Here is a 13,018-nt window from a genome sequence, read left to right as displayed (position 1 = left end):
AGAATCGTCTTCATCATGGAACCTTTCGGTCCTCTTTCTATCTTGATGGAGTAAGGGAATGGGGATAAGGAGAGCTGGCATTGCCGCCACGCTTTCCAACGGAATCGTCATGGAGTGATGAATGAAAAGGAATATTTTCGTCGTGGCGCTGGAAGACCAGCAGCGCCAAGAGCTGGAAACGTTGCGGCATGCCGAGCAGTTCGAGGTACACAGCCTGCTGTCGGTCAAGGAAGCCGTCGAATCGCCCAGCTTTTCCTTCAATGCCTTGCTGGACGAGGCGCGCCGCAAACTCGATGAGTTCGAGGGTTCTATCGATGCCATCGTGGCACAGTGGGATTTTCCGACCAGCGTCCTGGTTCCCATCCTATGCCGGGAACATCAGATCCCGGCCCCTTCGGTGGAAAGCGTGCTCAAGTGCGAACACAAGTACTGGAGCCGCCTTGAACAGCAGAAGGTCATACCGGAGGTCGTGCCTGAGTTCTGTGGCGTCGACCCCTTTGCCGAGAATCCGCTGTCCCAGGTGACGCTGGACTATCCCTTCTGGATAAAACCGATCAAGGCATTCTCGTCGCATTTGGGTTTCAGGATAGAAAACGAGGAGCAGTTCAACGCTGCCATCAAGGAAATCCGGGAGGGCATTCGCCAATTGGGCGATCCGTTCAATGAAGCCCTTCGACATGTCGAACTACCGTCAGAAATCCAGAAGATGGACGGCAATTCCTGCATTGCCGAGCAGATCGTCTCGGGAGCGCAGGGCGCCCCTGAAGGAACGGTCTTCAACGGCGAGTTCAACGTGCACGGCATCATCGCCCAACCCAACTCGGTCAGTAAAGACATCCCCTACGATCGCCTGGAATATCCGAGCAACCTTCCTGAGCGTATCCATCGCGAGATGATCGATGTCTCGCGCCGGTTCCTCGAGCATATCGGCTATGACAATGGCTGCTTCAACGCCGAATTCATGTGGGAAGAAGAGATGGACAAACTGTGGCTGATCGAATTCAATACCCGCATTTCACAATCGCACAGTGAAATATTCATCATGGTCGACGGCATGTCGAACCATGAAGTGGCCGTAGACATCGCCTTCGGCGAGCGACCTTCCATGGCCAATCGCCAAGGTATCGCAGCCGTAGCCGCCAAGTGTTATATCCCCTATGAGCATCGGGATGGCGTCGTCAAGCGAGTCCCCAGCGAAGCGGAGATCGAGGCTCTCAAGGAGCGCTTCCCCGGCACCAAGGTTCGTATCGACGTCGAGCCGGGCACGCGGCTGGGCGAGCTGCTGCACCAGGACAGCTTCAGCTACCGCCTGGGCACGCTCTATGTGGCGGGTGAGAGTCATGAACAAATCGAGGAGCGCTACAGGGCATGCCTGGAGGCGCTTGAGTTCGAGATCGAACCCATCGTATGAACCCAGCAAGGAGGAATCGTGAGCGTCATTGATTCATTTCCCTATCAGGTTCGTGAAATAGAAAACGTCTTCATCCCCATGCGCGATGGGGCTCAGCTGGCAGCCAGGATCTGGCTGCCAGTGGCGGCCGAGCAGACACCGATGCCGGCGATCATGGAGTACATTCCCTATCGCAAACGTGACATCACCCGTGCTCGTGATGCCGCCAATCATGCCTACATGGCGGGGCACGGCTATGTTTGCGTGCGGGTCGACATGCGTGGCAGCGGTGATTCCGATGGCGTGGTCACCGATGAGTACACTCAACAGGAGCAGGAGGATGGCGTCGACGCCATCGCCTGGATTGCCGAACAGCCCTGGTGTGATGGCAATGTCGGCATGATGGGCATCTCCTGGGGTGGCTTCAACAGCCTGCAGGTGGCGGCCAAGCAGCCGCCCGAGTTGAAGGCGATCATCAGCATCTGTTCGAGCGACGATCTCTACGCCGACAACATGCACTACATGGGCGGTTGTCTGCTGGGCGACAATCTCTCCGAGGCCACCGTGATGTTCGCCTTCAACAGCTTGCCGCCGGATCCCCGGATCGTCGGTAGCCGTTGGCGCGACATGTGGTTCGACCGTATGGAGAACAGCGGCCTATGGCTGGAACCCTGGCTCGAGCACCAGCGGCGCAGCGCCTACTGGACGACCAGCTCGGTCAACGAGAACTATGCCGCGATAAAGTGCCCGGTCTATGCCATTGGCGGTTGGGCCGACGGTTTTACCAATACCGTTCTGCGCCTGATGCAGCATCTTGAGGTGCCGCGCAAGGGGCTGATCGGCCCCTGGGGACACAAGTACCCGCATCAGGGCCTGCCGGGTCCCGCCATCGGCTTTCTCCAGGAGGCACTACGCTGGTGGGATCACTGGTTGAAGGGCCAAGACACGGGAATCATGGACGAGCCCATGCTACGGGCTTGGCAGCAGGACAGCGTTCCCCCCGACACCTCCTATGATGAGCGTCCGGGGCGCTGGATCGGCGAGCCCAGTTGGCCATCGGACAATATCAAGCAGCGTCGCTACGGCCTCGGCCCCTCTCATATTCACATGGGTGAGGGCACCGGCGACCGGCATCAGGGCGGCGGCTCGGAGAGTGGCCTGGCGTTGCAGTCGCCACTCAGCGTCGGTATGGCCGCGGGCAAGTGGTGTTCCTACGCGGCCACGCCGGATCTGCCTGGCGATCAGCGGGAAGAGGACGGTGGTTCACTGGTCTTCAGCAGCCCGCCCCTGACCGAACCGGTCGATATTTTCGGCATGCCGGAAGTGGAGCTCGAGATCTCTTGCGACAAGCCTCAGGCGATGCTTGCCGTCCGGCTATCCGACGTGGCGCCGGACGGCAAGGCGACCCGCGTCACCTACGGTTTGCTCAACCTGTCTCATCGCGACAGCGATGCCGAGCCCGAACCCCTCGTGCCCCATCGTCGCTACCGTGTACGAATCCCGATGAATGGGATTGCCCAACGCTTCCCGGCGGGGCATCAGCTGCGGCTGTCGATTTCAACCTCCTACTGGCCCCTCGCCTGGCTGCCGCCGGAACCCGCGCAAGTCGATATCTACCCCGACAGTAGCGCGCTGAGACTCCCCGTGCGTACGCCTGGCGTGGAAGACTCGCACCTCCCCGAATTCGAGGAGCCGCAGGTGGCCACGCCGTTGAAGGTTCATACCTTCGCCGCCAGCACGCACAATTGGTTGCTGCATCGTGACCTGGCGAACAAGGAGTCGACCCTGGAAGTCATCAACGACCAGGGGCATTTTCGTATCGAGGATATCGGTACCGAAGTGCGACGCAGTACCCGCGAGTGGTACACCGCCGTCAACGACGACTTCACATCTGCCCGAGGTGAAACCTATACCGAGCGCTCTTTCAAGCGGGATGACTGGGACGTTGAGGTATACACACGTACGGTATTGAGCTGCGACGAGAGCCACTTTTTCATTCATGCACAGCTCGACGCCTATGAGGATGACTATCGGGTGTTTTCCAAGAACTGGGAGAAGGTGATTCCTCGCGACCATATGTAATCGTAATACTGTTCGAACGTCTCGTGAGCGTCGCAACTCCATTCGATTGCGACGCTTTTTTTGATAAAACGGCTACATGTAAAAAAAGCCCCCGGTCGGAGCCGGGGGAATCGAGGGGCCTACGGAAAACTATGCATCAATTGCCGGCAGGTTCAGGTCTTGGCACGCAGGTCGTCGTCTTCGGAACGCTCCAGGAATTGGCGAGTGGTGTCGTCAAGGTTCTGCAACAGCCAGTCTGCCATGGCTTCCTCTTCCCTGAGGATCTCCTCGCAGATACGCGCTATTTCGGGCTTGCCCACCATGTTGGCCGCCTGGATCAACGCCCTATAGCTGGAGATTTCGAAGTGTTCGAAGGCGTAGCTGGCCATGTTGCCTTTCACTACCTCGTCACTTGCCATCATGCCGCTCATGCCTTGACCGAATGCGGCCAGCTTGCCGCCCATGTCCTTCATGGCCGAAGTGTCGGTACCCAGCAGCGATAGGCACTGCTCGATCTTCTCGACCTGGCCTCGCGTTTCGGTAATGTGCTGCTCGATGCGCGCCTTGAGCTGCGGATAGTGCTCCAGACGGTCGGCCTGGGTTTCGAGCATCTTTTCCGCCTGCTTCTCCATGGCATGAGCATCGCGTAGCCAATCTTCAAGATGCTTGGGGCTCTGCGGTTGTGTACCCATCGGTAATCTCCTTCAGTTACTTCCATGATTCCGCCAGCTTTCTTCACTTCGGCGGGTTGATCTGCTCTTCCTGAGCGCCGGAATGGGGCTTGGCCGGGCCCAGCTTGGGCTCCTGGCCCTCTGGCTCCGGCTGATTCTTGACCGAGAATTCACCGCGTCCGTCGAAAGACGGCCCTTCACCCCAGCGGCCTTGGGGGGCCTCTTTATCCAGTAGGGTATTGAGGTAGTAGTAGGAGTGCTCCGTTGCCTCGTGATTTTCCGGTGTGGAGTTGGGAATCGGCAGCTGCGCCTCGAGGCCGCCCAACTCTTCGATCACGGCCAACCATTGCTGCTGATGCATGGTGTCACGGGCGATCAAAAAGGAGAGGAAATCCTTCATGCCGTGATCGTCGGTCCAGTTGTACAGGCGCGATGCCAGCACGCGACCACCCGCTTCGGCAGTGACATTGGCCAGCATATCGGCCCCCACATTGCCGGTGGCATAGATATGGCTCATGTCGAACGGTACGCCATTGGCATTTTCCGGCAGCGCTGCAAGGCCGGAGGAGAGCAAGTGGCGCGGGTTGGTGCCACCAAGAATGGCATTGACGATCGGGTCCTTGGCGGACGCTTCCTGATAGGAAACCGGGGCGCCCTCCAGGTTGAGCGCTACGGCGTGTCCGAGCATCTCGATATGAGATAGCTCTTCGGTAGCCGTCGACATCAGCAAGTCGCGAATACGATCGTCGCCGCGAGCACCCATGGCCTGAAAGAAGTACTGCATGGCGACACGTATTTCGCCCTCGACCCCGCCAATGGCCTGTTGCAGCAGCATGGCGAATTCCGGGTTCGGCTTGTCGACCTTGACGGGATATTGAAGCTTGGATGAATGGTGGAACATGACGCCTCCTTGCGTCTACCGGCAGCTAGAAACCCGGCAGTCGCGTATCGGACCTCACCGTCTAAATTGCCGAGGTGGTGCAGCCCTCAGTCTGAAACAGATTGCCGGGTCGCTTCCCGGCCATCTGTATTGAGCCTGTAAGGCTCGGCTCAGCGCTTGCCACCCTTACGGCCCGCTTCTGAGGCTTTCTGACGATCGTTGGCGAAGTTGCCCCCGCTGTTCTGGCCGCCTTTCTGACCGGCTTGAGACGCTTTTTGCGGATCATTGGCAAAGTTGCCGCCGCTACGCTGACCGCCTTTTTGTCCGGCCACCGAGGCCTTCTTGGGGTCATTGGCAAAATTGCCGCTGCTGCGCTGGCCGCCTTTCTTGCCTGCTTCAGAGGCTTTTTTCGGGTCGTTGGCAAAATTGCCGGGATTCTGATTTTGCTGTGCCATGGTAATCTCCTTGGGGTTCCATTCCTGCACACAATCTTGCGTGCCTTGCGTACTTCCATTTACCGGGTCTTCGGCACTGCTGGCGTTGGCCATCGTCTTGAAGATAGGTGGCGCCTTTCACTACCTACAAGGACGATGCTGTATCCATGTGCAACGGAAGTTGTCCGTTCAGGCTCGGGGGCGGCAGCGTCGGAGGAAGGGAGATCGGGTTAATTGTCGACAACACCGTACCCGTGCTTGGGAAGCGCTCAAGCATGGGGTAACATGCGGTGAACAATCGAAGTGCCCCATGTGTGGCGGCCGTTGGCGCCGTGCTCGAGGAACCGGAGGAGAATCCATGGCCTTTGCCCAGAAATTCATCGTTGCCGATGACCATCCGCTGTTCCGCGCAGCCCTGACCCAGGCGCTGCGCCAGCTGGCACCTCAGGCCGAAATCGTGGAAGCCGACACCATGGAGGCGACCAGCGAGGTAGTGACTCGTCATCCCGATGCCGACCTGATCCTGCTCGATCTGCACATGCCCGGCGCCCACGGCTTCTCCGGCTTGATTCAGCTGCGTGGACAGACGCCGGACATTCCGGTGGCGGTGGTTTCCGGCAGCGATGAGCCCCACGTCGTCCGGCGCGCCATCGACTACGGCGCCTCAGGGTTCATTCCCAAGTCCTCTTCACTGCAGTTGATTGCCGAGGCGGTGGGTGAAATTCTCGATGGCGAGGTGTGGCTGCCTAAAGAGCTGGCCGACACGTTGGGCGATGCCAACGAGGAAGAGACCCGCTTCGCCGAGGCCATTGCATCGCTGACGCCGCAGCAGTTTCGCGTGCTAAACATGCTGACCGAAGGCTTGCTCAACAAGCAGATCGCCTACGAGTTGAACGTCTCCGAGGCCACCATCAAGGCTCACGTGACGGCCATTCTGCGGAAACTGGGTGTTCATTCCCGTACCCAGGCGGTCATCGCTGCTCAGAAGCTCGAGGTGGAACCGCCCAAGGTCGAATCCTGAGCGGCGCACGTCAGGACTGAGCGAAAACATAAAACCGCCGGATGCAGCCATCCGGCGGTTTTTCTTTGCCATCTGCACACGGTATGCGAGGGGACTTAGCCTTCCTGCCGTGTGGCGCGGCTGGCCTGCAGAGTGCGGGTCAACAAGGCGCGCAGGGCGGCGGGTCGTACCGGCTTCTGCAGCAGGTGATAGCCGCTGCGGCGGATCTCCTCGGCGACCTCCTCGGTGCGGTCGGCGGTGATCACTATGCCCGGCACAGCACTTTCCAGCCTTTCGCTCAGAGCCTCGAGCGCCATGAGCCCGGTCACTTCGTTGTCGAGGTGATAGTCGGCCAGAATGGCATCAGGCTCGCCATCTAGGTTACGCAGAACCGATTTGGCGCCGCCGATGGTGGTGGCGGTGTATACCTCGCAGCCCCAGCCCGAAAGCATCGCCTTCATGCCTTCGAGAATGAGCGTCTCGTTGTCGATGCAGATAATGCGGGTGCCTACCAGCTTGTTACCCACGCGACGTGGAGAGGCGGCATCCTCGGCGCGCTCGGACTCGCTGCGCGGCGCCACGACCGGCACGCTGACCGAGAACATGGTGCCGATCCCTTCGCGGGAGAAAACCTTGATCGGGTGATCGAGCACCCGGCTCATGCGGTCGGCTATCGATAGGCCGAGGCCCAGCCCCTTTTCGCTCTCCTTGTGGCGTGAAGCCTGATCCAGGCGGCGGAACTCCTGGAAAATCTCCGCCTGCTTGGATTCGGGAATGCCCGGACCCGAGTCCCAGACCTCGATGGTGAGTCGCGAACCCCGGCGTCGACAGCCCAGCAACACCCGCCCTTCCTGGGTGTAGCGCAGCGCATTCGAGAGGAAGTTCTGCACGATTCGACGCAGCATCTGGGGGTCGCTGTCCACCCAGGCCTTGGTCGTCACCACCATCAGATCGAGGCCGCGCTCCTCGGCCATGACCTCGAATTCGGCCCGCAGCGGACGGAAGATGTCAGCCAGTGCAAAATGCGTGCGTCTCGGCGTGAGAGCGCCCGCATCCAGCTTGGAGATGTCCAGCAGAGTGCCAAGCAACTCTTCGGCGGCCTGCAGCGAATTGTCGATGTGGCCGATGGTACGTTTCATGTCGACCGCATCCATCTCGTTGGAGAGGGCAGAAGTGAACAGGCGGGCAGCATTCAGCGGCTGCAGCAGGTCGTGGCTGGCGGCGGCGAGAAACCGCGTCTTGGAAGCGTTGGCATCTTCGGCGACCTGCTTGGCCTGGCGCAGCGCCTGCTCTGCTTCGGCCCGTACCCGGTTCTCCTGGCGCAGCGCGGTGTTGGCTTCCGAGAGTGCCTGGGTGCGTTCGCGTACGCGCTCTTCCAGGGTCTCGTTGGTCTCCTTGAGCGCAATCTCGGCCAGGCGGCGCTCGGTGATGTCCTGGTAAAGCGAGAAGAAACCGAGAATCGCGCCGCTTTCACCGAAGTGCGGAGTATAGGTCACCAGCATGTAGCGCAGGTCGTCGCCCAAGCGCATCGAAACCTCGAAGCTGACCCGTTCGCCGGCAAGCGTGCGATGTATCCAGGGCTCACGCTCGCGTGCCATTTCGTCACTGATGACGGAGTTGACGTGCTTGCCGATCACCTCGTTGCGGTCGATGTGGAAGGCCTGCTCATAGGCACGGTTGGTAAAGAGGTAGCGGCACTCCTTGTCGAAATAGGCGATCAGCGCCGGCACGTTGTCGGTATAGATCCGGATGTTGTTCTCGGAGCGTATCAGCGCCTCCTCGATGCGCTTCTGCTGGGTGATGTCCTGGTAGGTGTAGACGAAGCCTCCCCCCGGCATGGGGTTGCCCTGTACCTCGAGCACGCTGCCGTCCTGGCGGTAGCGCACGTAGCGGTGCGGCTGGCCGTCGCGAATATTGTCGATCAGTAGCTGCACGTGCTCTTCGGGGTCGCCGGGGCCATACTCGCCGTTATGGGCGTTGTAGCGGAAGATCTTGTCGATCGGTGCGCCCACCCGGATCAAGTGGTCGGGGAAGCGGAACAGCTCCAGGTAGCGCTGGTTCCACACCACCAGACGCATGTTCTGATCGACCACGCTGATGCCCTGGTTGATGTTCTCGATGGTGGCCTGCAGCAGGGCGCGGTTGAACTCGAGTACCTGGGAGGCTTCATCGACGATGGAGATCACGTCGGAAATGCCGATGCCGCGACCCTGCAGCGCCGAGTTGACCACAATGCGCGCCGAGGAAGCTCCGAGCACGGATGCCAGGAAGCGCTCGGTAAACTGGATCACGTCGATGGAGGCGCGGTTACCGTCTTCGAGCGGCTTGCCGGTGCGCCGGGCGTAGTCGTCGAAGGCACGCGCCACTTGGCCGGCGCCAAGGAAGCGTTCGCACAGTACCTTGAGGTCGCCAACCGTGGTGGCACCGGTCCAGGGGCGGTTGACCGAGGTCTGGCGTGTCTCCACGCTGTCGACGAAGAGCGAGGCTTGGATGCGTTCGACGACCCGCTGTGAAGTGATCTGCGAGACGAAGATGTAGCAGAACAGGTTGACCCCGAGCGAGAGCATCACGCCGTGGGTGAAGGCATCGCCAAAGTTGAGTCCGAACAGCGCAGTGGGCGTCAGCCAGGGATGACCCAACGGGCCGCCGGCGAGCCAGTGCGCCGGCAATACGCCGCCCTGGATCATGGCCGGCATCAGGAGGCTGTAGACCCAGATGGCGAAACCGGCGTTCATGCCGACGATGACCCCGAGCCGGTTGCCGCGCTTCCAGTAGAGTCCACCCAGCAGGGCGGGAGCGAACTGGGCCGCCGCGGCGAAGGAGAGCATGCCGATTGAGGCCAGCGAGGTGAACTCACCGATCAGGTGGTAGAAGCCATAGGCCAGGGCGAGAATCACGCAAATGGTGATACGCCGGGCCTGGAGCACCAGGCGGCCATAGTCGCGGGGGCGGGCATCCAGCCAGCGCAGGCGGAACAGTAACGGGATCACGATCTCGTTGGAAATCATGATCGAGACCGCCACGGTGGCCACGATGACCATGCCGGTGGCGGCCGAGAAGCCGCCGATATAGGCCAGCAGGGTCAGCCACTGCTGATCGGCCGCCATGGGCAGTGCCAGCACGAAGGTGTCGGGCTCCACCGAGCCGTCGGGGAACAGCGTCAGCCCGGCCGCCGCGATGGGCAGAATGAAGAAAGCGAATGCGACGAGGTAGAGCGGAAACAGCCAGCGTGCCTTGGCGGCATCGTTGGGGTGGGTATTCTCCACGACGGCCACATGGAATTGACGCGGCAGGCAGAAGATCGCCAGCATGGCCAGCAGCGTCTGGGCCCAGAAGCCGCGACCGAAGTCCTGATCGGCCAGTTGGCGCTGCAGTTCGAGCTGGGTGTCGGCCAGCGCCATCAGTTCGCCAAGGCCATCGAACATGCCCCAGGTAACGTAGGCGCCAAGAATCAGGAAGGCCACCAGCTTGACCATCGACTCGAAGGCGACCGCATGGATCAAACCTTCATGGTGCTCGGTGGCGTCCGTGTGGCGGGTGCCGAACAGAATGGCGAAGGCTGCCATGACCAGCGCCACGAAGAATGCCGTATCGGCAAATACCGGTGTGTGGGTAATGTCGGCGGCATCGGTCAGCACGGCGAACGACGTTGCCACCGCCTTCAGCTGCAGTGCGATGTAGGGCAGGGTGCCAATCAGGGCTACCAGGCTGGCAAAGGCCGCCAGCGACTGAGCCTTGCCGTAACGCGAAGCGATGAAATCGGCGATCGAGGTGATGTTCTGGCGCTTCGCCACGCGAATCATCTTGGCCAGTACTGGCCAGAAGAGCAGAAAGGTCAGTATCGGACCCACGTAGATGCTGGCGAACGACCAGCCGGCGGTAGCCGCCTGGCCCACCGCGCCGTAGAAGCTCCAGGAGGTGCAGTAAATGGCCAGCGCCAGGATGTAGATCATCGGGCGCTTGCGACTGGCGCCACGGCGTCGCGCGTTACGGTCGCCCAGCCAGGCGATGCCGAACAGCACGGCGATATAGAGCAGTGAGACGACGATCAGCAGCCAACCGGCAAACATGCGTTCTCCCCCCGGCAAGAGCCGACCAGTCTAAAGCGAGCTCGGCCCGCGAAGATACGGGCCGATAGGGCATCGATAACGGTGCGGCCCCTATGGCAAGGCTACCAGGGAGAGCAGACCGCCTCTAGCAAGCGTGAACCCTCGTTCACCCTGCGCATGGCATCTGTCAGAGGCTGTCGACTCTCTTCGCTGATAGGCACCATTTCGGACGTGGTGCAGTTCATCAGGTACGGCTGGTGGTGGAGCCGGTCGATGTACTCCTTCTCGAAGCGATAGAGAATGAACTCGACCAGCTGCTGATCGTCCACTTGGCGCGGCACCATGCTACTTAGATCGACGACGCTGAAAGCTTTTGTCATGGGATAGAAATAGGTCCAGGGTCGCCAGGGCATGCTGTCCTGCTCGGTATGTACCACCTGAGCCGTATTGGGCAGCTGGCTTTGCTTGTGCTCGAACCAGGAGTATTCATAGTGGATCTGGTAGCCCAGCATGCCCAGACCGGCAAATACCGGAATGATCCACGTCGGCAGCCGCTTGCCGCTTGCCAGGCGCAGCATCAGACCGATACCGGCAGCCCCCAGGCCGGCAAAAATCGCCGCAATCAAGTGCCATATCATGACGCCACCTTTTTCAATGAAATCGGGCCTCCCGATGGGGAAGCCCGATCTGATTCGGTTCCCGGCCCTGGAAGGGCCGGGGGCAGATTATGGCTTAGTGATCGATGGCAACGCCAGCGCCTTTCGGGTAACGCACGCTCTCGACCAGATCCTGGATCTCCTGCGGCGGCTCTTCGGTAGCGGAAGAGACGGCGAAGGCCACGGCGAAGTTGATCATCGCGCCCACCGCACCGAAGGAGAGCGGGGAGATGCCCAACAGCCAGTTATCGGCAGTATTCGCCAGCATGTTGGTGCCGGGAATGAAGAACCAACCCAGGTAGATGAAGATGTACAGCAGGGTGCTGAGCAGGCCGGCCAGCATGCCGCAGATGGCGCCCTTGCTGTTCATGCGGGTGGAGAAGATACCCATCATCAGCACCGGGAACAGCGAGGCAGCAGCGATACCGAAGGCCAGTGCCACAACCTGCGCCGCGAACCCTGGCGGATTGAGCCCCAGATAGGTGGCCAGCAGGATGGCGCCCGCCATGGAGATTCGCGCCGCCAACATTTCACCCTTCTCGGAGATGCTGGGATTGATGGTGTTCTTGATCAGGTCATGACTGATGGCCGAAGAGATCGCCAGCAGCAGACCCGCTGCGGTAGAGAGAGCCGCTGCGATACCGCCCGCCGCGATCAGACCCACGACCCAGCCTGGCAGGTTGGCGATTTCCGGGTTGGCCAGTACCAGGATGTCGTTGTTCACCGTCAGCTCGTTGCCTTCCCAGCCACGATCTGCGGCGATGGGCTGGAACGCCGGGTTGGCATCGTTGTACATCTGGATGCGGCCGTCGTTGTTGAGATCGGTGAAGGTGATCAGCCCGGTGTCTTCCCAGGTGCGGATCCAGTCCGGACGCTCTTCGTAGAGAATCGGGTTGGCGGCAGCTTCTTCGTAGTCTTCTACCTGCCCGGCCATTTCCGGGAAGATGGTAGTGGCCAGGTTGAGGCGTGCCATGGAACCCACTGCCGGGGCGGTCAGGTAGAGCAGGGCGATGAATACCAGCGCCCAGCCGGCAGACCAGCGTGCGTCGGCGACCTTGGGTACGGTGAAGAAGCGGATGATGACGTGGGGCAGACCGGCGGTACCGATCATCAGCGACAAGGTGAACAGCACCATGTTGAGCTTGTTGTCCACGTCGGCGGTGTAATCGCGGAAGCCGAGCGCATTGACCACTTCGTCGAGCTTGGCCAGCAGCGGGACGCCGGATTCGGTGTGCGTGCTGAACATGCCGAACATCGGGATCGGGTTGCCGGTCAGCTGCATGGCGATGAAGACCGCAGGAATGGTATAGGCGATGATCAGTACGATGTACTGAGCCACCTGGGTGTAGGTGATGCCTTTCATGCCACCGAACACGGCGTACAGGAAGACGATACCTGCGGCGATCCAGATGCCCACGCTGCTGGGCACCTCAAGGAAGCGCGAGAAGGCAACGCCGGCGCCGGTCATCTGACCGATAACATAGGTCACCGAGGCTACGATCAGACAGATTACCGCCACCACGCGAGCGGTCTTGCTGTAGAAACGATCGCCGATGAAGTCGGGCACGGTGAACTTGCCGAATTTGCGCAGATAGGGCGCAAGCAGCATGGCCAGGATGACGTAGCCGCCGGTCCAGCCCATGAGGAAGGTCGAGTTGGCATAACCGCCGGAAGCCAGCAGGCCGGCCATGGAGATGAACGAGGCTGCAGACATCCAGTCGGCGGCCGTAGCCATACCGTTGGTGATCGGATGAACGCCACCACCGGCAACGTAGAAGTCCTTGGTCGAACCGGCACGTGCCCAGATGGCGATGCCAATATAGAGGGCGAATGAGCCACCCACGAACAGCAGATTGATAGCAAACTGACTCATGCTG

9 protein-coding genes are annotated in these 13,018 nt (G+C 60.6%); 3 read left to right on the top strand and 6 right to left on the bottom strand.

What is annotated here, in order from left to right; all coding sequences use genetic code 11:
* The first annotated feature begins 121 nt into the window (after positions 1-121).
* On the top strand, positions 122-1,411 hold the full coding sequence (locus AC2VNO_RS15180) for an ATP-grasp domain-containing protein (RefSeq protein WP_486934904.1): 1,290 nt from the start codon (positions 122-124) through the stop codon (positions 1,409-1,411).
* Between the two features lie 18 nt (positions 1,412-1,429).
* Complete coding sequence (locus AC2VNO_RS15175) at positions 1,430-3,472, top strand: CocE/NonD family hydrolase (RefSeq protein WP_486934903.1); 2,043 nt, start codon at positions 1,430-1,432, stop codon at positions 3,470-3,472.
* A 152-nt stretch (positions 3,473-3,624) separates the two neighbouring features.
* Here AC2VNO_RS15175 and AC2VNO_RS15170 read toward each other — a convergent pair whose 3' ends face one another.
* The 3 genes from AC2VNO_RS15170 to AC2VNO_RS15160 form a co-directional block, all read right to left on the bottom strand.
* Positions 3,625-4,143, bottom strand: a complete 519-nt coding sequence (locus tag AC2VNO_RS15170) for a ferritin-like domain-containing protein (RefSeq protein WP_486934902.1) — start codon at positions 4,141-4,143, stop codon at positions 3,625-3,627.
* 43 nt (positions 4,144-4,186) lie between these two features.
* Positions 4,187-5,023 (bottom strand): manganese catalase family protein, encoded by an 837-nt coding sequence (locus tag AC2VNO_RS15165; protein WP_486934901.1) that lies wholly within the window; start codon positions 5,021-5,023, stop codon positions 4,187-4,189.
* A 149-nt stretch (positions 5,024-5,172) separates the two neighbouring features.
* The gene (locus AC2VNO_RS15160) at positions 5,173-5,457 is read right to left on the bottom strand and encodes a con-10 family general stress protein (RefSeq protein ID WP_486934900.1); all 285 of its coding nucleotides are present in this window, start codon (positions 5,455-5,457) and stop codon (positions 5,173-5,175) included.
* Between the two features lie 337 nt (positions 5,458-5,794).
* Between AC2VNO_RS15160 and AC2VNO_RS15155 the strand changes: the two genes are divergently transcribed.
* Positions 5,795-6,457, top strand: coding sequence for a response regulator transcription factor (locus tag AC2VNO_RS15155; RefSeq protein WP_228578817.1), 663 nt, complete (start codon positions 5,795-5,797; stop codon positions 6,455-6,457).
* A gap of 95 nt (positions 6,458-6,552) precedes the next feature.
* On the opposite strand, the gene AC2VNO_RS15150 is transcribed toward AC2VNO_RS15155, so the two are convergent.
* The 3 genes from AC2VNO_RS15150 to AC2VNO_RS15140 all read right to left on the bottom strand — a co-directional run bounded on the left by AC2VNO_RS15150 (position 6,553) and on the right by AC2VNO_RS15140 (position 13,014).
* Entirely contained in the window at positions 6,553-10,506 is a 3,954-nt protein-coding gene (locus AC2VNO_RS15150) for a hybrid sensor histidine kinase/response regulator (protein WP_486934899.1), read from the bottom strand.
* Positions 10,507-10,607: 101 nt separating this feature from the next.
* A complete protein-coding gene (locus tag AC2VNO_RS15145) occupies positions 10,608-11,123 on the bottom strand; it encodes a hypothetical protein (protein WP_486934898.1) in 516 nt (171 codons plus the stop codon).
* A gap of 94 nt (positions 11,124-11,217) precedes the next feature.
* Positions 11,218-13,014 (bottom strand): sodium:solute symporter family protein, encoded by a 1,797-nt coding sequence (locus AC2VNO_RS15140; RefSeq protein WP_486934897.1) that lies wholly within the window; start codon positions 13,012-13,014, stop codon positions 11,218-11,220.
* Positions 13,015-13,018 lie beyond the last annotated feature (4 nt).

The sequence above is a fragment of the Halomonas sp. TH-94 genome (genome assembly GCF_057473365.1).
This window is presented reverse-complemented; position numbering and strand designations above follow the sequence as displayed.

Bases quoted from the DNA above. Each gene is read 5' to 3' on its own strand.
- AC2VNO_RS15180 (WP_486934904.1), top strand. From the start codon at position 122: ATGAAAAGGAATATTTTCGTCGTGGCGCTGGAAGACCAGCAGCGCCAA.
- AC2VNO_RS15170 (WP_486934902.1), bottom strand. From the start codon at position 4,143: ATGGGTACACAACCGCAGAGCCCCAAGCATCTTGAAGATTGGCTACGC.
- AC2VNO_RS15165 (WP_486934901.1), bottom strand. From the start codon at position 5,023: ATGTTCCACCATTCATCCAAGCTTCAATATCCCGTCAAGGTCGACAAG.
- AC2VNO_RS15160 (WP_486934900.1), bottom strand. From the start codon at position 5,457: ATGGCACAGCAAAATCAGAATCCCGGCAATTTTGCCAACGACCCGAAA.
- AC2VNO_RS15155 (WP_228578817.1), top strand. From the start codon at position 5,795: ATGGCCTTTGCCCAGAAATTCATCGTTGCCGATGACCATCCGCTGTTC.
- AC2VNO_RS15150 (WP_486934899.1), bottom strand. From the start codon at position 10,506: ATGTTTGCCGGTTGGCTGCTGATCGTCGTCTCACTGCTCTATATCGCC.
- AC2VNO_RS15145 (WP_486934898.1), bottom strand. From the start codon at position 11,123: ATGATATGGCACTTGATTGCGGCGATTTTTGCCGGCCTGGGGGCTGCC.
- AC2VNO_RS15140 (WP_486934897.1), bottom strand. From the start codon at position 13,014: ATGAGTCAGTTTGCTATCAATCTGCTGTTCGTGGGTGGCTCATTCGCC.